Source organism: Pantoea sp. PNT03 (assembly GCF_014852515.1).
Taxonomy (GTDB): domain Bacteria; phylum Pseudomonadota; class Gammaproteobacteria; order Enterobacterales; family Enterobacteriaceae; genus Pantoea; species Pantoea leporis.
This window is the reverse complement of record NZ_JACVBT010000001.1, coordinates 486,831-507,089: the sequence shown is the minus strand read 5'-3', so window position 1 is coordinate 507,089 and position 20,259 is coordinate 486,831. Positions and strand designations below refer to the sequence as shown.

Here is a 20,259-nt window from a genome sequence, read left to right as displayed (position 1 = left end):
TCTCATCGGTTAATGAAACAATTTGAATTCACGAGCAACTTCATAGCCCACAACGGCCTGCTTCAGTGAGATCGTGTTGTAGTAGAGGTAATAAACAAGGAAGAAAGCGAACATCGCAAACATCGCGGGTTTCAGTACGCGTTTTGACTGGAAGATTAGCGATGTCAAAATAATCGGTTCGACCTGCAGCAGATAGTTCGACAGGCGCGCACCCGATGAGTAGTTGTAGAAGAAGATCCTGATGCCGCCGCCAATGGCAAAAGTGAGAATCAACAGGTAGTTCAGCTTCCACACGTCGTACTGTTCACGCTTGAGCTGGTTGCTCAGCATGAAGTAGACGAAGATAAACACCAGCATGATGTTTTTCAGGTTGGAGACTGACACCACGCTGCCGTCACCGGCATTCGAGGCTTCGTTACTGTAGCCTGCGGCCCTCTCGCCCATCGATCCCAGATGTCCGGCGATCAAGGCAATAAAGCCGGTCCCGCCCACCACCGAAAGTGGCACACTGAATATAATGATGGCCACCGGCCACCAGCGCGATTCCCGAATAAACAGGAACGGAATGATGGTCACCACCATTACTGCGGTGTTGTGGCTGAGGAAGGACAGAATAAAGAAGGCAAACGCCCACCAGTATTGCTTGAGGTAGATAGTCCAGATCACGCCAAGGAACAGCGCCGAGCTCAGGCCAAAACGAATCTGGTTTACATCTTTGTTGATAAAGATATGCGCCGAATAAAGCGCCAATGCCAACACCGGATACGGTGACATCTTTTTGAAAAAGATGGCGTTGGTTGAAACTGCCAGAATACTGAACACAAACAGGAACACGCTGGCATTGTGTGAAAACAGGCTGGTGATCCACGCGATAGCAAAAATCAGCGGTTCATAACGGAAGAAGGCGACGGTGTTGGCAAAACCGTTGACCTCAATACGGCGGACGAAGTCGGCAAAGAAGCTGCGATATTGATAGTCGTCCATCCCGGTACCGAGACCGCGAATACCGGCGAAAATAATCAGCGTGACCGTGGCGATGCACAGCAGGTAAGTCAGAATATGGGTGGTGCGTTCGTCTTTCTTCAACAGGATTTCGACCAGCGCAAGCAACAGCAAAAACCCTGATAAATACCAATATGGAGCCATGGTGTGATTCCTTAATTCCACAAGTTCTCGTGCCAGCGGTGGCTTTTAATGGCGTTATAGAGAGAATCACCTGTGTAAATCGTTGCGTGTCGTCATTCAAACGGTGCGATCAAAAGGGGCGGTCAACCCGCCCCTTTCTTCACCGGATTACCCTCATCATTAACTGTGAATGACGGGCAAATTAACTTTTGGTCGGTTTGCCATACTCGTAGTCGTAATAGTCGTAACCGTAACCATAAGAGTTGGCGGCTTTACGCACCACGGCGTTAAGGATCACACCTTTAATCTCAATACCGTTCTGGGCAAAGCGCTTGAAGCTGACATCCAGTTCTTTCGGCGTGTTGGTTTCGAAACGCGCCACCATCAGCGACGTACCGGCCAGCTTACCGATGATAGACGCATCGGTGACCGCCAGAATCGGAGGCGTATCAATCAACACCAGGTCGTAGTTCTTGCTCGCCCAATCCAGCAGCTCACCCATGCGACGATGCATCAGCAGTTCAGATGGGTTTGGTGGCACCTGACCGCGTGGCAGGAAGTCAAAACCGTACGGGCCTTTCTGAATCAGCGCCGGGCTGAACTCGGTTTTGCCTGACAACACGTTAGACAGACCGGATTTGTTATCGGCTGACAGCAGTTCGTGGGTGTAACCGCGACGCATATCACCATCGATGAACAGCACACGTTGGCCCGCTTTGGCGACCAGCGTTGCCAGGTTGGCACAGATAAAGGTTTTACCAATACCTGGGCTGGCGCCGGTGATCATCAGGATGTTGTTTTTCGCTTCCATCATCGCGAAGTGTAGGCTGGTACGCAGGCTACGAATCGCTTCGATTGACAGATCAGTTGGATTGCCCAGCGCCAGCAGCGTTTCGTGGGGATCGGTTTTCACCTTGTTGCCACGACGCGCCAGTGCTTCGGTATCTTTCTTACGTTGCCATTCTGACAGCGGTACGCTGGCATAGACGTTCATGCCCAGCTCTTCCAGCTGCTCTGGATTTTCGATGCCGTGATGCAGCAGCGCTTTCAGCAGCACCAGACCAACAGAAACCATCAGACCCAGAATCACGCTCGCCGCGATGATCAGCAGTTTCTTCGGTGCCACCGGGCTGTTGCCGGTTGCTGCGCCATCGATGATGCGTACATCACCCACGGTGCTGGCTTTACTGATACCCAGCTCTTGCTGACGGTTCAGCAACTGCATGTAGATTTCCTGACCAGACTGCACATCACGCGTCAGACGCAAGATCTCTTGCTGCGTTTGTGGCATCTGAGAAATCTTTTTATTCAGCTGCGCCTGCTCACCTTCCAGCGTTTTGCGTTTTTCCAGCAAGGCGCGGTAGGTTGGGTGATCTTTAGTAAACAGCTGAGACACTTCGGCTTCACGGAAGGTCAGTTCGTTCAACTGGCTCTGCACGCTGACAGAAGAATCCAGCGCCGATTTCGCTTCCAGCGACAGGTCAACCGACTCGTTCTGGCGACGGAAGGTATTCAGCTTGTCTTCGGCATCATCCAGTTTGCCACGCACTTGCGGCAGCTGGTTGCGCAGGAATTCCAGGCTCTTTTCCGCTTGCTCAGATTTACGTTCAACGTTCTGCAGCAGGTAGTTATTGACGATTTGGTTCAGCACTTTACTGATCTGCTCTGGATCTTCACCCAGATACTCCAGACCCAGCACGCCCGTGTCTTTGCCTTTATCCGCAACGGTCAGGTTGGCCAGTACGGAGTTAATCGCCTGCAGCTCGTTCAGTTTGGTAACGCTGAAGCTGGTGCCTTCATCGGCATTGATGCCGCTTACCAGCATGGTCACATCACCGTGCGTTTCCAGCTGACCGACTTTACCTTTGAACAGTTCATCACCGTCCGCTGACACGGTATACGAGTCAGGACCGGTCACTTCCAGTTCAACAGTACGCTTATCGATGGTGCGTGGAATTTCCAGGCGTGAGATGGCGACGGTTGATGGCTTGTTACCCATCAAACGCGACAGACCTTTACCAATCACCGGGAAATAGTTCTGGGTGACAACGGTGTCCAGACCCAGATCGTCAACGGTTTTACCGATAACCATGCGCGATTCCAGAATCTGAATCTCGGTATCGGACGCCGGCGTTGGCGGCAGAATGCTGTCTAACTCATTCAGTACTGAGCTGGCATTCTTCTGTTCAACCTGGACTAACGCATCCGCGCTGTAGATTGGTGTAGCAAACAGTGTGTAGAGCGTGGCTACCAGCATGAAGAAGGCGGTAACGGCAACAATGATCCAGCGATGATCAATCAGCTGTCCCACAAGATGCGCCAGATCCCATCCATTCGAATCTTCCTTTGGCGCGGTCATAACCTTGTTTTTGATATTCATGGATATTCCCAACTATCGGCTTAATACGTTGACCCATTTCTGGGTAGCGTTTTCCAGTAACCCGTAGACCTCTTCAAAGGCCTCGCGACTTTTTTTGTACGGATCCGCAATTTCCTGCTGATTGAGCCAGTGGCCAAGCAGCATGGTCTTTCCGCGTGCGGCTGGATCGATGCGATTCACCTGTTCAATATGGCGCTTTTCCATTACCAGAATCAGGTCATAGTCACGGCACATGCTGGCCGTTAACTGCTGAGCCTGATGCCCTTCCAGCGACACGCCGTGTTCGGCGGCCACAGCCAGGGCTTTCTGGTCCGCCGGATAGCCTTGCAGCGCGCTGAGCCCTGCGGAGGCAATCCGGATGTTTGGTAGCGCGCGTTTGAACAGACGCTCCCCGGTGGGGGAGCGGCAGATATTGCCGACGCAGACGACTAACACGGACTTAATCATGGCGAACCCTTAGTTCGACCAGTTGCGGAAACGAAGGGCCGAGGAGCTGGCATCGTCAATACCTACGATGGTCGGCAGCAGGCCCGAAATCACACGGTTCCAACGGGTGATTGGTGTCGCGGTGACATAGACGATGTCGTACGGCTCCAGTTGGAATTCGGTGCCCATCACCATCGATGCCGCATCTTTGGTATTCAACTGATAGATGTTGGCGATCTTGGTGCGGTTGGCGCCGCGAATCGGACGAATCACGAACACGCCGGTGGCATCAGAGGTGGTCTGATCCATACCCTGCGAGTTGCCCAGTGCTTCGGCCAGCGTCATGCCGCTGCGGTCCATCTTCAGCGTTGACTGCTGCTTCACTTCACCCATCACGAAGACTTTGAGATCGTCGTTACGTGGCACGTAAAGGATGTCGCCCGGATAGAGCAGATGGTTTTGGCTCAGGTCGCCGTTTTGCATCAGCGCCTGCAACGAGAGACGTTGTTCTTTGCCGTTGTGCGTCAGCACCACGTTGCGCCAGTCAGCGTCAGCCGCTAAACCGCCGGCGGCGTTGACGGCATCCAGCACGGTCAGCGGCACGTTAGTGATCGCCTGCTGTCCGGAGGTGGTGACCGAACCGGTCACGTACGCTTTCTGCGAACGGAACGAGGCGACGTTAACGTCAACCTGCGGACTTTCGATGTATTGCGCCAGACGACGCGCCACTTCGCTGCGGATCTCGGTAACCGTTCGGCCTGCTACGCGCACTTTACCGATGTACGGGTAGAAAATGGTGCCATCTGCCTGTACCCAGTTACCGGTGTCGCTGGCGCTACGGTACTGACCGGCAGGTGTGGTCAACTCTGGGTGATCCCAGACGGTGACGTTCAGCACGTCGCCGACACCGATACGGTATTCGTAGCTCTGAATTTCATTTTGCAGCATCGGGTTAGCCTGCGCGACTAGCGGCTTCGGACGCATCTGTTCAACCAGACGCGGCGTCAGCGGGAAGACGTTGACATATTTGTCGATGTCATAGTTGCTATCCTGTTGCTCTATGACATCTTTTCCACTGGTGGAAAGGTGAGAACCCGGCTCAATGGTGCATCCGGAGAGAAAAGTCGCGGATACCAGTAAAGGTATCAATTTAATTTTCATTATCATCTGATTCTTCGCTATCAGTTATTGATTGATAGAGGCGAAATCGCCCGCTGTGTAGCGTCTTACAAAAATGGAATGTGACGGGTTAAACACTGAAACTGTGGGTCATTATTATGCGCTCCCTTGGTTTTATGTTGTCACCGAGTCTAAAGACGACATCAATTAAAATGGTTATACAGACTCAATCAGTGCAGCTGTCTAATAACGACACACCCAGCACCCGCAGTTTTCAACCGGGAAGCTTCATGCCCTCCCCGGCTTCGCTGTCTATCAATAGGCGCCGTCGCGTTTCAGCACTACGCCAACCGTCTTAAACAGAATCGCGATGTCATTCCACAGCGACCAGTTCTTGACATACCACGAGTCGAAATAGACGCGTGTTTCATAGTCAACGTCGTTACGACCGCTAACCTGCCACAATCCCGTCATGCCTGGTTTCGCCATCAGGTAATAATCGACATCACCGGCATAACGGCAGAGCTCATCTTCAATCACCGGGCGCGGCCCCACCAGGCTCATATCGCCACGTACCACGTTCCACAGCTGCGGCAGCTCATCCAGACTGGTTTTACGGATGAAATGGCCGACTTTGGTGATGCGCGGATCGTTCTTCAGTTTGAAATCTTTATCCCACTCGGCGCGGGCAACAGGATCGGTACGCAGTACCTCTTCCAGCACCTCTTTCGAGTTGATCACCATTGAGCGGAATTTCAGGCATTTGAACTTACGGCCGCCTAAGCCCACACGTTCATGACCGTAAATCGGTGGTCCGCCATCGCGGCCAACCATAAATCCAAGGACCAGCAACGCCGGGGACAGCGCGAGGATAATGCTCAGCGCGCCGACGATATCGAATGCACGCTTAAGGAAACGTGACGTGCGCTTCGCCAGATTGTTATTCACACGCAGAATCATCACTTCATGGCTAAAGATGTAAGCCATGTCGGTGCCATACAGCGGTACACCGCGCAGTGTTGGAATAACAGAAACCGAGCGGCAATTGTGCATCGCCAGGGTTTTCAGCCAGTGGTCGCGGTGCTGGCTCTGTTCGAACTCCACCGCCACGATGAATTGGGTTTCGCTGTTGGTCAGCTGCCACAACTCTTGTTCATTGTGCAGCACAGGCACGCCTGAGATGCTGGCCTGTGGGCTGCTCTTATCGACATCGAAGAAGGCGATAACATCGAAGCCCATTACTTCTTCGCTCTGCAGCGCCTGCCAGGCTTCCTGGGCATTGCGGCTGCTGCCGATGATGATGGTTTGCTTCTTCCACATGCCGTAATGATTCAGCACACGCTTAGAGATGGCGCGCGCTAAAGGAATCATAATCAACGCCAGAACCCAGGTCGCTACCCAGACAAAGCGCGACATTTGCCACTGTGAAAGGGCTGAAATTGACAAATCGATGACAGAGAAAATAAGAATGGTACGAAAGATCTCTTTGAGCTCGAACCAGAATGGCTTGCGATAGGTATAATGACGCAGGCGAACCCAGAACCAGCCCACGCAAATAACGGAAAGCGCAATGTGCGTAGCAATTTTTAAATGCAGGTATTTTTCAGATATATCTGCCAGTGGAGAATGGGTAAACGAATTAATCAATGCCATCGCAATAAATAATGCTGCGTTGAAACAAATTAAATCCGAGCACGCCAGTAAAATTTTTGTCAGAAGACTTTTATATGTAATTTCGTTATCGCGCATAGTTAACTCTTTTATATTATTTCTTTAATCCCTAATGCCTCAACGCTGTTTGATAAATGAGCGAAATATTCACTGCATTTGTTGAGGCAATCTGCGGTAAATTCTCTGAGGCCAAATCAATTCTCACAATAGTAAGCAAGAGAATTGTGATTAATACCAACAGATTAGTCCGACTTCCCTTACCACAGTGGCAGACCATTAAACCAAGAGAAAGGCGCTTCAGGCACGCTACCGCCCTTGGCTGTCGCTGCCAATACCGCTTTCATCCTAATTACAACTTGTTTTATGCGGCATTTTTGCGCTAATTACTGGCCGTGGTCCGCGTGCGATCACAGTTCGCAACATTAAGAGGCTAAGGAGCACGCTATAAACAACTTTGGCGCAGACATTTACTAACACGTTGCTATACTAGTTATTACTGGCTTGTTTACAAGTAGGCCCCGTGTTCCCTGCACTATTTTAGGAAAAAGACTACCAGCGATAAGTATTGATGCCAGCCCTTTCAGGCCATTCCCCTGCAAAATTCAGATTAATTCGATACTCAACCACGCAATAGACTGCATTAAAAATGCACGTGGTTATCTGCTGAAAAAAAATAATTGTCTCTTTCATTCAGGTGCAATCTTTATCCATACTTTCATCTTATCGGTGCAAATCGGCAATCAGCGATATTCTTCTCTCGTGGCTGACCCGCCAATTGACCGAGTCAGCGGCTATTTACAGTCTTAACGCCGTTTCACTATCATCAGATTAAGCGCATAACACAGACATTAAGGTGATTAACACATGTTGGAGTGGATCATTGATCCGTCGCTGTGGGCAGGATTAGTAACGCTAATCGTTCTGGAGCTGGTGTTGGGCATTGATAACCTGGTTTTCATTGCCATCCTCGTCGAAAAGCTGCCGCCGAAGGAACGCGACCGTGCGCGCATTATCGGCCTGCTTCTCGCGCTGGTGTCGCGTTTAGCGCTGCTCGCCTCACTTTCCTGGCTGGTAACCCTGACACAACCGCTGTTTACTCTGTTGCACCACGACTTCAGCGCCCGCGATCTGCTGCTGCTGTGCGGCGGCTTCTTTCTTCTTTATAAAGCCACCACCGAGTTAAACAGTCGCCTGGAAGGCGCTGACGAGGAAACCGGTCAAAATAAGAACGGTGCTAAATTCTGGCCGGTGGTGGCGCAAATAGTGGTGCTGGATGCCATCTTCTCGCTGGACTCGGTGATTACCGCCGTTGGCATGGTCAACGAGCTGCCGGTGATGATGGCGGCAGTAACGGTGGCGATTCTGCTGATGCTGCTGGCGAGTAAGCCGCTGACGCGTTTCGTTAACGGCCATCCGACCATCGTGATTCTCTGTCTGAGCTTCCTGCTAATGATCGGCTTCAGCCTTGTGGCCGAGGGGTTAGGCTTCATTATTCCAAAAGGGTACCTCTACGCGGCGATTGGTTTCTCTATCGTCATTGAGATACTCAATCAGTTGGCGATGTTCAATCGTCGCCGCTTTCTCACTGCCGGCCGTCCACTGCGTCAGCGTACGTCAGAAGCCGTTTTGCGCATTCTGCGCGGCGAGGCGCAGCGGGCGGAACTGGACGCCGATACCGCGTCACTGGTCAGCGACAGCGAAGAAGGCGCGCTGTTTAACCGTCAGGAACGGCGCATGATTGCGCGCGTGCTGGGGCTGGGTCAGCGCCAGATTAATAGCATCATGACGTCGCGCCACGACGTCGAGCATATCGACCTCACCGAAGATCCGGCGGAGATTATGGCGAAGCTCGATCGCAATCAACACACGCGTATTCTGGTGACCGAACAGGGCCGCGACCCGCTCGGTGTGGTGCACGTGATTGATCTCCTGCATCAATCGTTGCACAGCAAATCACTGGATTTACGCTCGCTGATTCGCCAGCCATTGATCTTTCCTGAGCGCGTTACCTTGTTGCAGGCGCTGGAGCAGTTCCGCAACGCGCGCACCCACTTCGCCTTTGTGGTGGATGAGTTTGGTTCGGTGGAAGGCGTGGTTACGCTGAGCGATCTGATGGAAACCATCGCCGGCAATCTGCCGAATGAAGGGGAAAAAATCGATGCGCGCTACGATATTCAAGTGCTACCCGACGGCGGTTGGGTGGCGAATGGTCATATGCCGTTAGAGGATTTAGCCGTCTACGTGCAGCTGCCACTCGATGAAAAGCGCAATTACCACACGCTGGCGGGATTACTGATGGACAGCCTGCAACATGTGCCGCAGGAAGGCGAAGAGTTGCAGATCGGTGATTATCTGCTGCGAACGTTGCAGGTAGAAAATCACCGCGTGCAGAAAGTGGAAATAGTGCCGATAGCACCGTAATTAACCCGGTCGCCATAAATGGCGTAATGCTCGTCAGTTAAAACATGAAAACCATAATTATTGAGAGCACACATTGTAGCGGCGCAATTCTTTGCGCGATAAATCGCGCCGCTACGGAATGTGCGGTGATTTGAGACGGCGCTTAACTGAGCGGCATTGCGCCATAAATGGCGCCCCTACGGCTGCTTCGCCGGTTGTTGGCGATCCAGCCACTGATTGAGCCGCGACTTCGCTTCGCTTTGCAGTTGCTGACGCACCACATCATCCACCGGCAACGAGTACTGCAGATTATTCCAGCTACCGTACATGCGCAGCGGAATAGTTTGCTGATTCAGCAGCGCAGCTAATTTATCGTCGCCCTGCCAGCCGCGCAGCATCATATTAATGGTGACGTCGAGCTGCTGTTTAACCATATCGACATTGCCTTTGGTTTGCACCGCCAGACGACTATTGCCGCCCTGCAGATCCGGCAAGCTGAAGATGCCTTGCTTGAGACTCACGCGCCCACTCAACTGCTGAATGCCCTGGTCGTCGGGTTGATCGTTGGTGACACGATTACTGACGCGCGCCACCGCACGGCGCACCATCTGCTGCAGATTCAGCTGCGAAAGCTGCAAATTAGTGGCTTCCAGATCCGCACTGCCCTGCCAGTTACGTTTTGCCTCTTCAATGCTCAATCCAGCGCCGCTCACATCGCCTTGCAGTGAAACCGTGCCTTGCAGCGTTTCTGGTAGTTCTAATGCTTTCAGCAGCGGCGCAATGGCGATGTTATCCAGCTCAGGCTGGAATGCCACTTGCGTCACCGGTTTGCGGATATCCACTGAACCGGGAACGGAGAAATGGCCTTCGCCAAATTTGCCTTGTAGCTTACTCAGCGTCATCAAACCTTGCTGATTGCTGGCATCGATCTGCAAGTTGGTCAGCGTCAGGCCGCGCCACACGCTGCTATCGGCGGTGAGATTGAGCGTCAAATCCAGCTGATTCAGCGGCGAGTTGCTGTTATCACGCATTCGCGGTTCAGCAATCACTGGCGTGCTCACCACATTGGCTCGCTGCGGCGCGCTGCTATCCGTCACCGGTGCATTCGCCATCAACGCGTCGATATCTAAACGGGTGGCGTGCAGCGCCAGATTAAGCTGCTGCGGCAGCGCCAGACGCCCCTCGGCGCTGCCATCCAGTGCGCTGTCATTGGCGGTGAGCTGCATCTTCTGTAGGGAGAAACGCTGATTGTCACCGTTCCATTCGCCCTGCCCGCTCAAGGTGCCTTTGATGCCTTGCGTCGGCAGATTGGCGCCGTCGATGGCGTAATTCAACTCATCCAGCTGTCCGACCAGACGATGTGGGTATTGCGCCACATTCATCTGCCCTTTGAGATTGACGCTAACATTGCGCTGATTACGCGAAATCCGGGTAGCCAGATTGATGCTGGCCTGCTTGCTGGCATCCTGATCGAGGTTGAGATTGAGGTCGCGGAAATTATATTCGTCGCCGCCGGGCTGCTGCCAAATCAGCAGGCTGTCGGCAAGACGCAGTTTGCCAATCGTGAATGACCAGCCGTTATCGCTGCTGCTCACTGGCTCGGCATCACCCGGCCCCACTGGCGCGCCGCTCGGCTTTTGTGCAGCGCTGTCTGGCGTGACGCGGATGATGGCGTTTTTCAGCATCACCTGGCTGACGCTAAGCTGATGCGACAACAGCGGCCAGAGATGGACATCCAGGCGCATATTATCGGCGGTGACCATCGGCTGCGTCGCACCCGGCGCGGTCAGACTCATGCGTCCGGCGAGAATGCTAAGCTGCGGCCAGACGTGCCAGCGCAGATCGCCGCCTACCTGAAGCTGATAACCACTGCGCTGTTCTACCTGCTTTACCATGTAGGTACGAAAGTCGTTGGGATTGACCAGCAACACCAATGCCGTCATGCCCGCCACCACCACCACTAACAGGATGGCCAGCGTTGTTATCACTCTTCTCATCACATCCTCATTGCCTTCATACTTCACGTTGCAGCAGCGTTGGCTGCGCTCGCTCACCCCGGCCACTTACTGATAGTCAGTCTTTGTCGATGCGGCTGGCATCCGCGCCCTGCTGACCACGATATTTGGCATCTTCGCGACGGTTATACGGTCGCGCAGCTGGGCCCGACAGCGGCTCAAAGCTCAATGCACCAATCAACATGCCTGGACGCAGCGCCAGCGGCAGTTTGCCTGAATTATAGAACTCCAGCACGATACGGCCTTGCCAGCCCGGATCGATACGGTGCGCCGTGACGTGCACCATTAAACCCAGGCGTGCCAGCGAAGAGCGGCCATCCAGCCAGCCGACCAGATCGTCAGGAATGGTGACCGATTCCAGCGTTACCGCCAGCGCCAGCTCGCCAGGATGCAGGAAAAAGGCTTCGCCTTCCGGCAGCACAATCTCGTCGCTCATCACACGGTCCAGCGCGGCACTGACTTCATGCTTTGGACCACTCAAATCAATAAACGCCGCCGTATGACCGCTAAAAGTGCGGAACTGATTGCCGAGGCGCACATCCACCGTGGCGCCGTTGATGCGTTCCACTGGCGGGCGCGGCTCAATCGCCAACTTTCCGTTGTCCAGCCAGGCTTCAATATCGCGATCGCATAATCTCATCGCAGGTACTCCATGAATTAAGTGTAGCGAATGGCTACGACAGCGCGTCACGCCGGGGCGGACGCCATGTCGTCAAAGATACTGATTAATCTTGGCCTTGAGGATATCAATGGCGATACGGTTTTTTCCGCCGCGCGGCACAATGATGTCAGCGTACTGCTTGGAAGGTTCAATAAATTGCAGGAACATCGGACGCACGGTCTTCTGATACTGGCTCATCACCGAATCCATAGAGCGACCGCGCTCATTCACATCGCGCTTCATGCGGCGCATCAAACAGATATCCAGCGGCGTATCGACGAAGATAGAGAAATTCATCTCCTGACGCAGGCGCGCATCGGTTAACAGCAAGATGCCTTCGAGAATGATGACTTTTTTCGATTTGAGATGAATACAGTCGCTGGTGCGGGTGTGCTCAACATAGCTGTAAACCGGCAACTCAATTTCCTGACCAGCTTTAAGCGCGCGCAGGTGCTGCAACAACAGATCATGATCCATCGCACTCGGATGGTCATAGTTGGTTTTCACCCTCTCTTCCATGGTGAGGTGGCTCTGATCTTTATAGTAGGCATCTTCGGGGATCACACCGATATGCTCGTCACCGACCTGGTCACGGATTTCACGATAGAGCGTGCTGGCGATAAGACTTTTTCCGGATGCGGATGCACCTGCGATGCCAACGATCACGCACTGATGAGACTTGTCAGTCATACTTTTTTAAGACCTGATAACTGGAGCCTGCCTAAGCCGAAGCTGCAACGGGCCGAATGAGAGGGTTAGTTGGCGGCAATTATAGGTATTTCACCGGGTTGATGCCAGAGAAATGGGCCAACGGCTTTTCAGAATATCCCCTTTTGCAGCCAGACGCTTAATCGATACACTGTTCATCTGCCAACACTGCAGCCGGCGTTGGCACTCCGAATATAGCCGCAAGGAAAAGTATGAGCTGGAAAACCCTGACCTATTTTGGCGACAGCATGTTGCTGATCCCGACCGCGGTGATCATCGCGCTGGTCTTGCCATGGAAAAGCGACAACCGCCAAACCGTCTGGTATTGGGTGCTGGCGTTTGGTCTGGCTGGCCTGGTGGTGAGCGTCTCGAAAATCCTGTTTCTCGGCTTTGGCATTGGTAGCGCCCGATTCAACTTTACCGGCTTCAGCGGCCACAGCGCGATGTCGGCCACGCTCTGGCCGGTGATGATGTGGCTGATCTCCGGCCGCTGGTCGCCGCGCTGGCGCCTGTTTACCATTGGCATCGGCTATCTGATCCCGCTGATGGTTGGCCTGTCGCGCCTGGCAATCCACGCGCACTCCAAAAGCGAAGTGCTGGCGGGCCTGATGCTCGGCTTTACGCTTAGCACCGCATTCCTGCTGACGCAGCGCCGCACTTCACTGAAGGGCTTTAGCCTGCCGCAGATTGGCGTCGCGCTGCTGGTGCCGCTGTTGTTGCTGAGCCACGGCCGCGTCGCCACCACGCAACAGTTCCTCGAACGCTTCTCTGCCAATCTTGCCGGCTTAGAAAAGCCGTTTACCCGCGCCGATCTTTTTCGCTAATCCCGTTTGGCCCTTTGCGCGCAAAGGGCCAATCAATTCAGTGAATAACGACTAAAGTCGAATTCCCCGCAGACATCTCAAACAGATGTGCTAGCATGCAAAATAGTGATTGATTGGCGCATTTTCCATCGTGAATCAGGTGCGCGCTGCTGGATTCTTGCATGACCCTCGAGATACTAACTTCACAGGAAAGGACACAGCGAACCTGGCTCAATGCCTTGCTCATTGGCGGGCTCACTTTTCTACTGACGCTATTTTGCCTGGAACTGATTGTTGTCAGTGGCCGTATTTCGCCGCTTTGGTACTCCACCGCGCTGATGACGGTGATCGTGTTTCGCGCCCACTCCAAACACGTTCCCTTGCTGCTGCTTGCCTGCGTACTGGGTACCGCGTTGGCCAATCTGATCATTATTGGTCCCGCACTCAGTAACATTAAGTTCGCCATCTTAAATATGGTACAGGCGATTCTGGGCGGCGTGATGCTGCGCGCGCTGCTCGATCGCCGCGCCCCGCTCAATTCGTTACTCGACTGGGTGCGCTTTGCCCTGTGCGCCGGCCTGATTGCGCCGCTGTTAGGTGGCGTCGTGGCATTGTGGATGCTGCATGTGGGCAGCAATGCGTCACTGCCCTTCTTCTCGACGTGGGTGATTTCTGAGGTGATCGGCGTGCTGGCGTTTGGCCCGGTGTTATTGCTGTGGCCAAATAAACCGCTGCGCCAGATTTTGACGCCAGGCCGTCAGTTGGAAACCGGCCTGACGCTGCTTGTCACGCTGCTCGCCAGCTATTTGTCGCTGCGTTTTCTGCCGTGGCCCTTCACTTTTATTGTGGTGATTCTTTTTTGGTGCTCGGTGCGGCTACCCAAGTTCGAAGCGTTTCTGCTGTTCTTCCTCAACGCCAGTTTCATCTCGATTCTGCTGGCCTTTAACTGGGTCAACCTGGCGCAAAACGGCATGCTGCTCGGCCAGGTCAGCACATGGCTGCCATTTCTGTTGGTGCTGCTGCCGAGCCACGTGATGGCGCTGGTGATGGATGCCTTCCAGCGCGAGAAGCATCATATCAGCGAGAGTGAAACCCGCTTCCGTAACGCTATGGAATACTCCGCGATTGGCATGGCGCTGGTTTCGCCGAATGGCGGTTGGCAGCAGGTCAATCATTCGCTGTGCCAGACGCTGGGTTTCCCGGCCGATGAGCTGAAAAAGCTCACCTTCCAGCAAATCACCCATCCCGACGATCTCAACAGCGATTTACAGCAGCTGGAGCGATTGGTGGCGGGTGAAATCATGACCTACACCATGGAGAAGCGCTATTTTCGCAAGGATGGCGAAATCGTCTGGGCGCGCCTGACGGTATCGATGGTGCGCGACGCCGCGCAACAGCCGCACTACTTCATCGCGCAGATTATCGATATCTCCGAATTGAAGCAGAGTGAGCAGATTAATCGACGCTTGATGGAGCGCATCACGCTGGCCAATGAAGCTGGCGGCATTGGCGTGTGGGAGTGGAATCTGCTGACCGGCGAGATGTTGTGGGACAAGCGCATGTATGAGCTGTTTGGCTTAAGTCCGCACCAGACGCCCACCTACGATCTGTGGGTGCATCTGCTTGATCCGGCCGAGCGGGAAACCGCCACGCTTGTGGTGCAGCAGGCCATCGAACGCCGCAGCGCTTTCCAGCTGGAATACCGGATTAATTTACCGGAAGGCCCGCGCTACGTGCGCTCTGAGGCCAACCGCATTCTGAGTCAGGATGGTCAGATTGAACGTATGCTCGGCATCTGTCAGGACATCACGCCGCTGCGCGCGCTGAATGAAGCGCTGTTCCAGGAAAAAGAGCGCATGGCGATCACCCTCGATTCCATCGGTGAAGCGGTGATCAGTACCGATGATGAAATGCGCGTCACCTTTATGAATCCGGTTGCCGAAACGCTGAGCGGCTGGCCACAGGAAAAAGCCGCAGGCGTACCCATTACCGAACTGCTTAACATCACGCGCGGCGCGAGCGGCCCGCGCGTCGATAATTTGCTGTTGTGCCAGCTGCCGGACGAAAAAATCTCTCCCGAACTCGATGAAGAGCTGGTGCTGCATACACCAGACGGCACGCGCGTGGAGATCCACTACAGCATCACGCCGCTGAAAACCCTGACTGGCGCCAGCATCGGCGCGGTGATGGTTATTCAGGACGTCAGTGAATCGCGCAAGGTGATGAAGCGCCTGAGCTACAGCGCTTCACACGATATGCTGACGCGCCTGCCAAATCGCCACAGCTTCGAGCAGCGTTTGAAGCAGTTGGTGAACGATGCGGCGGCCAACCACACCCATCACGTCTTGGTATTTATCGATCTGGATAAATTCAAGGCGGTGAACGATACCGCCGGGCATGCCGCCGGGGATGCGCTGCTGCGCGAACTGGCAGAGCTGATGCCGCATCATCTGCGCAGCAGCGATATGCTGGCGCGTTTGGGCGGCGACGAATTTGGCGTGCTAATGCCGAATTGCGAAGTGGATCAGGTGCGCGACGTGGTGCAGCGTATCGTCACCGCCGTGAGCGAATATCGCTTTATGTGGCAGGAGCAGACTTATCACGTCGGCGCGAGTGCCGGCATCACGCAAATTGATCAACGTAACTGCATCAGCAATGTGGTGATGTCACAGGCCGATGTCGCCTGTTACAGCGCAAAACACGCGGGCCGTGGTCAGTATCACGTTTATCAGGAAGTGCAGATGTAATCTGCCACGTCTGCCCATTGCCAGCCCGCGCTGGCTGCGCTAAAGTCGCCCCCTTTTTTCCGGCATGGGGGATAAATATGTTTATCGGATTCGATTACGGCACAGCAAACTGCTCAATTGCGGTCAGCGATAATGGCACGCCGCGCCTGCTGACACTGGAGAATGGTCAGCGCCTGCTTCCCTCCATGATTTGCGCGCCAACGCGTGAAGCGATCAGCGAATGGCTGCATCGCCAACATCAAGTCCCAACGCCGGACAGCGAAGGCATCGCCTTATTGCAGCGTGCGCTGCGCTATAACCGCGAAGAAGATATCGACGTCACGCCAGGCAGCGTGCAGTTCGGTTTGACCGCGCTGCAGCAATATATGGTCGATCCCGAAGAAGTGTGGTTCGTGAAGTCACCGAAATCCTTCCTCGGCGCTAACGGCCTGAAACCGCAGCAGATCGCCTTCTTTGAAGATTTGGTGTGCGCGATGATGCTGCACATTCGTCAGCAAGGCGAAACCCAGCTCGATCGCCCGATTGAGCAAGCGGTGATTGGCCGCCCGATTAACTTCCAGGGTTTAGGCGGCGAAGAGGCTAACCAGCAGGCGCAGGGCATTCTGCTGCGTGCGGCACAGCGCGCCGGTTTTCGTGATGTGGAGTTCCAGTTTGAGCCGGTGGCGGCGGGCCTCGATTTCGAAGCCACGCTGCAGAAAGAGACGCGAGTATTAGTCGTCGATATCGGCGGTGGTACCACCGACTGCTCGATGCTGCTGATGGGGCCGGAATGGCGTCATAAAACCGATCGCCGCGAAAGTTTACTTGGCCACAGCGGATGCCGCGTGGGCGGAAACGATCTCGACATTATGCTGGCGTTTAAAACCCTGATGCCGCTGCTGGGGCTCGGTGGCAATACGCAGAAAGGCACCGCGCTGCCCGCGCTGCCGTGGTGGAATGCGGTGGCGATCAACGACGTTCCGGCACAAAGCGACTTCTATTCCGCGGCCAGCGGCAAACTGCTGCGCGATTTGATTCGCGATGCTGAACACAGCGACAAAGTGGCGCACCTGCTGAAAGTGTGGCAGCAGAAGCTGAGCTATCGTCTGGTGCGTGCGGCGGAAGAGAGCAAGATTGCGCTGTCGGAGGTGAAAGAGACCGATGCCTCGCTGGCGTTTATCGCCGCGCAATTGCAGGCGCAAATTAGTGCTGCGCAGCTGGAAGAAGCGATTAATCAACCGCTGGAACGCATTCTGGAGCAAGTGCATCTGGCGCTCGCCACCTGCGAAACCAAGCCGGAAGTGATTTATCTCACCGGCGGTAGCGCACGTTCTCCGGTGTTGCGCGCGGCGTTACAGCAGGCGCTGCCCGATACGCCTATCGCCAGCGGCGATGACTTCGCCTCGGTGACCGCCGGTCTCGCCCGCTGGGCCGAAGTGATGTTCAGATAATCCCCTCTCCCTGCCCTCTCCCAAAGGGAGAGGGCAAAGCCACAGATTCTGCCAGATTAGAAATTCACGTTCGCACTGATCCCACCCACAAACGCATCTTTCACTTCACTTACCGCCCCCGGCGCCACCACATATTGCAGGTTCGGACGCAATTGCAGCCATTTGGTCAGCTGCGCGTTGTAGTAGATCTCATAGTTGTACTCTGAGCCATCCTGAATCGGCAGATAGGTTGGGCTATTGAAGTCAGTCTCACCGTTCGCGTTGTTCTGCTCACGCTGCGAACGCGTGTAAGCGCTGTTAACGTGAATACGTGCCGCACCCACACCAATCTCATCCTGTGGACGCGCATCAAACGGCCCTTTCCAGGTGAAGCTCACCGACTGATAATTATCCGTTTTCGAGGTTTTGTGGTCGTTCATCACCGCTTGAACGGTGACGCCCAAACCACGGCTGGCATCGCCGCCCTGCGCGGTCAGCTGCTGTTGCAACAGCACGTAGCCGCCGTAAGCGTGATCCTGGCTTTGATAAGCCCCATCGCGCCAGCTGCCGTAGTTGTCACCGTTAGCCGAAGAGTAGTAATAGCCGATACGGTAATTACCCGGCAGCTTGTCGGCGCCTAACGTCGGTTTCCAGCCCAACTCTACCGGCACCAGATTGCCTTCGGAGTTGCTGGTATCAAGACGGAAGCCGTCGCCGCGATCGTAGTTGGCGCGGTTCTGGTTATAGAAGCCCACCTGGAAGAACACTTCAGGTGTGATATTCACCTTCACGCGGCCGCCCCATTGGGACACCGGCCAGTTGAACCAGCGATCGCCACGCCAGTTACCGGCCTGGCCGCTACCGAACGCCAGGTTCTGGAACTTACTGTCAAAGTTATCGAAATCTTCACCGACGGTAACGCGACCGGCTTTCAGGTTCACGGTGTTATCGAACAGACCTTTGCTTAACCAGAACTGGGTTAAACGCCAGGTTTGGCCGCGTCCGTACACTTCCTGAGTGGAGGACAACATGCCGGTACGACGATCGGCGACCTGGTCGGAAATGTTCTGACCATTACGATCGGTAATCGTCATCTGGAATTGCGCATCCTGCCAGTTGAGCAGTTTTTCCAGGTCGAAGTTAGCGCCAAACGCCCACTGATCGCTGTAGCGCATTGAGGTGTTGGTATCGGCGCCGCCCGCCAGATTGGAGCCGCTTTCCATGGTGTAGTTGACGTCGAATTTTATGCCGTCATTTTCCAGCTGCGTTCGGTAACCGCCCCAATCACCAAACATATAGGGAGAGTCGTAACTGAAAGCATCAGCGGCCAGCGCAGATGCACTCAGCATCGCAAACATCAGAGTTCCCGCTGCCAGGCGGGGTAAATGCTGCACTGCTTCTTTTCTGTTCATGATGGTTATTCTTATATGAAGTTACTGGAAAGGATCGAACAGAGGATAGTGCTGAGGATTTGTCAGTTTTTGCAAATATGTGCGCAGTTTACTGCAGGATGATAGTGCGTTAGCGCAATTGTGACGTCTGTCGATGATTGAAAATCTTTTGTGGGAAATGGCATTTTTTGTGAGGCAGAGCTGGAAAATAGCGGGACGCCGTAGCGTCCCTGAAAACCTTACAGTTTGCTGGCGCTCGCCAGCTCTTCGATCTCTTGCTTGCTGAGCTCGAGCTGGGTAGCTTTCACTAACTCATCCAACTGCTCCAGCGACGTAGCGCTGACAATCGGGGCGGTAATGCTCGGACGGGCAATCTGCCACGCCAGCGCCACCTGCGTTGCCGATACATCGTGCGAGGCAGCGACATCTTCCAGTGCTTCAACAATGCGCTTGCCGCGTTCATTCAGGTACTTGTCGACGATGCCCTGCCCGCGCTGACTTTTGCTGGCATCTTCTGGCTTTTTGTACTTACCGCTGAGGAAGCCGCTGGCCAGCGAATAGTAGTTAATCACGCCGAGGCCATTTTTCACCGCAACCTGCTCCAGACCGCTTTCATACTCCTGGCGATCGTAGAGATTGTATTCCGGCTGCAGGGTTTCATAGCGCGCCAGGCCATGTTGCTTGCTCACGTCCAGCGCTTCCTGCAGACGTTTAGCGTTATAGTTAGACGCGCCAATGGCACGCACTTTGCCCTCTTTGATCAGCGAATCGAAGGCTTTCAGCGTGTCCAGCAGCGGCGTCGCGTCATCATCGCGGTGCGCCTGATAAAGATCGATGACGTCGGTTTGCAGGCGGCGCAGCGAATCTTCTACCGCCTGACGAATGTAAGCCGGCTTGAGGCCGGTTTTCTCCGGCGACAGCTCCATGCCGACTTTGGTGGCCAGCACGATGCTGTCGCGCTTGCCGCTTTTCTTCAGCCATTTACCGATGATGGTTTCCGATTCGCCACCTTCGTTACCCGGCGCCCAGCGCGAATAAACGTCGGCGGTATCGATGAAGAACAAGCCCTTCTCCACCAGCGCATCAAGCAGGGAAAATGAGGTTTTCTCATCCACCGTCCAGCCAAACACATTGCCGCCAAAGGTGAGACGGGGAACTTCAATACCGCTGTCGCCGAGCTGGCGGAGTTTCTGTTGACTCATTTTGTTCTCCTTATTCAAACGAGACAGGTCTGTATTGAGCTTAGCAAAGGAAATTGCCGCGCTTATGCCTATTGCTGGCAGAATATTTACAGAATATGAATACTTACCTTTAATGGGGCGATATTCTTATTTCCTTCAATTTTTGCCCGGTCCGGGCGACTACAATCATTCGTTTGCGAAATGGCTATTTTTATATTTCGCA

Annotated in this window: 14 protein-coding genes; 4 read left to right on the top strand and 10 right to left on the bottom strand. The window is 54.2% G+C overall.

Features of this window, described 5'->3' with window-relative positions; genetic code table 11:
• Positions 1-9 precede the first annotated feature (9 nt).
• From IB226_RS02420 to wbaP, 5 genes are all read right to left on the bottom strand, one after another.
• A complete protein-coding gene (locus IB226_RS02420) occupies positions 10-1,146 on the bottom strand; it encodes an EpsG family protein (RefSeq protein WP_137386120.1) in 1,137 nt (378 codons plus the stop codon).
• A 181-nt stretch (positions 1,147-1,327) separates the two neighbouring features.
• Positions 1,328-3,505 (bottom strand): tyrosine-protein kinase Wzc, encoded by a 2,178-nt coding sequence (gene wzc / locus IB226_RS02415; protein WP_137386121.1) that lies wholly within the window; start codon positions 3,503-3,505, stop codon positions 1,328-1,330.
• Between the two features lie 12 nt (positions 3,506-3,517).
• The gene (locus IB226_RS02410; protein WP_101763362.1) at positions 3,518-3,952 is read right to left on the bottom strand and encodes a protein tyrosine phosphatase; all 435 of its coding nucleotides are present in this window, start codon (positions 3,950-3,952) and stop codon (positions 3,518-3,520) included.
• A 9-nt stretch (positions 3,953-3,961) separates the two neighbouring features.
• Entirely contained in the window at positions 3,962-5,092 is a 1,131-nt protein-coding gene (locus IB226_RS02405; protein ID WP_101763361.1) for a polysaccharide export protein, read from the bottom strand.
• A gap of 273 nt (positions 5,093-5,365) precedes the next feature.
• Complete coding sequence (gene wbaP, locus IB226_RS02400) at positions 5,366-6,799, bottom strand: undecaprenyl-phosphate galactose phosphotransferase WbaP (protein ID WP_101763360.1); 1,434 nt, start codon at positions 6,797-6,799, stop codon at positions 5,366-5,368.
• Positions 6,800-7,585: 786 nt separating this feature from the next.
• Between wbaP and IB226_RS02395 the strand changes: the two genes are divergently transcribed.
• The gene (locus IB226_RS02395; protein WP_101763359.1) at positions 7,586-9,142 is read left to right on the top strand and encodes a TerC family protein; all 1,557 of its coding nucleotides are present in this window, start codon (positions 7,586-7,588) and stop codon (positions 9,140-9,142) included.
• A 176-nt stretch (positions 9,143-9,318) separates the two neighbouring features.
• Here the strand turns inward: IB226_RS02395 and asmA are convergent, their stop codons facing one another.
• The 3 genes from asmA to udk all read right to left on the bottom strand — a co-directional run bounded on the left by asmA (position 9,319) and on the right by udk (position 12,487).
• Positions 9,319-11,118 (bottom strand): outer membrane assembly protein AsmA, encoded by a 1,800-nt coding sequence (asmA, locus tag IB226_RS02390; protein WP_192233379.1) that lies wholly within the window; start codon positions 11,116-11,118, stop codon positions 9,319-9,321.
• 76 nt (positions 11,119-11,194) lie between these two features.
• A complete protein-coding gene (gene dcd / locus IB226_RS02385; protein WP_007888946.1) occupies positions 11,195-11,776 on the bottom strand; it encodes a dCTP deaminase in 582 nt (193 codons plus the stop codon).
• A gap of 72 nt (positions 11,777-11,848) precedes the next feature.
• On the bottom strand, positions 11,849-12,487 hold the full coding sequence (gene udk, locus IB226_RS02380) for a uridine kinase (protein WP_008104883.1): 639 nt from the start codon (positions 12,485-12,487) through the stop codon (positions 11,849-11,851).
• A 230-nt stretch (positions 12,488-12,717) separates the two neighbouring features.
• Here udk and IB226_RS02375 point away from each other — a divergent pair, with 230 nt between their 5' ends.
• From IB226_RS02375 to yegD, 3 genes are all read left to right on the top strand, one after another.
• Entirely contained in the window at positions 12,718-13,329 is a 612-nt protein-coding gene (locus tag IB226_RS02375; RefSeq protein ID WP_192233377.1) for a phosphatase PAP2 family protein, read from the top strand.
• A 161-nt stretch (positions 13,330-13,490) separates the two neighbouring features.
• The gene (locus IB226_RS02370; protein WP_192233375.1) at positions 13,491-16,055 is read left to right on the top strand and encodes a diguanylate cyclase; all 2,565 of its coding nucleotides are present in this window, start codon (positions 13,491-13,493) and stop codon (positions 16,053-16,055) included.
• 77 nt (positions 16,056-16,132) lie between these two features.
• Positions 16,133-17,485 (top strand): molecular chaperone, encoded by a 1,353-nt coding sequence (gene yegD / locus IB226_RS02365; RefSeq protein ID WP_192233373.1) that lies wholly within the window; start codon positions 16,133-16,135, stop codon positions 17,483-17,485.
• 56 nt (positions 17,486-17,541) lie between these two features.
• Here yegD and IB226_RS02360 read toward each other — a convergent pair whose 3' ends face one another.
• On the bottom strand, positions 17,542-18,876 hold the full coding sequence (locus tag IB226_RS02360; RefSeq protein WP_167391199.1) for a carbohydrate porin: 1,335 nt from the start codon (positions 18,874-18,876) through the stop codon (positions 17,542-17,544).
• 218 nt (positions 18,877-19,094) lie between these two features.
• Positions 19,095-20,057, bottom strand: coding sequence for an aldo/keto reductase (locus tag IB226_RS02355; RefSeq protein ID WP_110866641.1), 963 nt, complete (start codon positions 20,055-20,057; stop codon positions 19,095-19,097).
• Positions 20,058-20,259 lie beyond the last annotated feature (202 nt).

Bases quoted from the DNA above. Each gene is read 5' to 3' on its own strand.
- IB226_RS02360 (WP_167391199.1), bottom strand. From the start codon at position 18,876: ATGAACAGAAAAGAAGCAGTGCAGCATTTACCCCGCCTGGCAGCGGGA.
- asmA (WP_192233379.1), bottom strand. From the start codon at position 11,118: ATGAGAAGAGTGATAACAACGCTGGCCATCCTGTTAGTGGTGGTGGTG.
- IB226_RS02405 (WP_101763361.1), bottom strand. From the start codon at position 5,092: ATGAAAATTAAATTGATACCTTTACTGGTATCCGCGACTTTTCTCTCC.
- IB226_RS02355 (WP_110866641.1), bottom strand. From the start codon at position 20,057: ATGAGTCAACAGAAACTCCGCCAGCTCGGCGACAGCGGTATTGAAGTT.
- IB226_RS02370 (WP_192233375.1), top strand. From the start codon at position 13,491: ATGACCCTCGAGATACTAACTTCACAGGAAAGGACACAGCGAACCTGG.
- udk (WP_008104883.1), bottom strand. From the start codon at position 12,487: ATGACTGACAAGTCTCATCAGTGCGTGATCGTTGGCATCGCAGGTGCA.
- IB226_RS02410 (WP_101763362.1), bottom strand. From the start codon at position 3,952: ATGATTAAGTCCGTGTTAGTCGTCTGCGTCGGCAATATCTGCCGCTCC.
- wzc (WP_137386121.1), bottom strand. From the start codon at position 3,505: ATGAATATCAAAAACAAGGTTATGACCGCGCCAAAGGAAGATTCGAAT.
- IB226_RS02375 (WP_192233377.1), top strand. From the start codon at position 12,718: ATGAGCTGGAAAACCCTGACCTATTTTGGCGACAGCATGTTGCTGATC.
- wbaP (WP_101763360.1), bottom strand. From the start codon at position 6,799: ATGCGCGATAACGAAATTACATATAAAAGTCTTCTGACAAAAATTTTA.
- yegD (WP_192233373.1), top strand. From the start codon at position 16,133: ATGTTTATCGGATTCGATTACGGCACAGCAAACTGCTCAATTGCGGTC.
- IB226_RS02420 (WP_137386120.1), bottom strand. From the start codon at position 1,146: ATGGCTCCATATTGGTATTTATCAGGGTTTTTGCTGTTGCTTGCGCTG.
- IB226_RS02395 (WP_101763359.1), top strand. From the start codon at position 7,586: ATGTTGGAGTGGATCATTGATCCGTCGCTGTGGGCAGGATTAGTAACG.
- dcd (WP_007888946.1), bottom strand. From the start codon at position 11,776: ATGAGATTATGCGATCGCGATATTGAAGCCTGGCTGGACAACGGAAAG.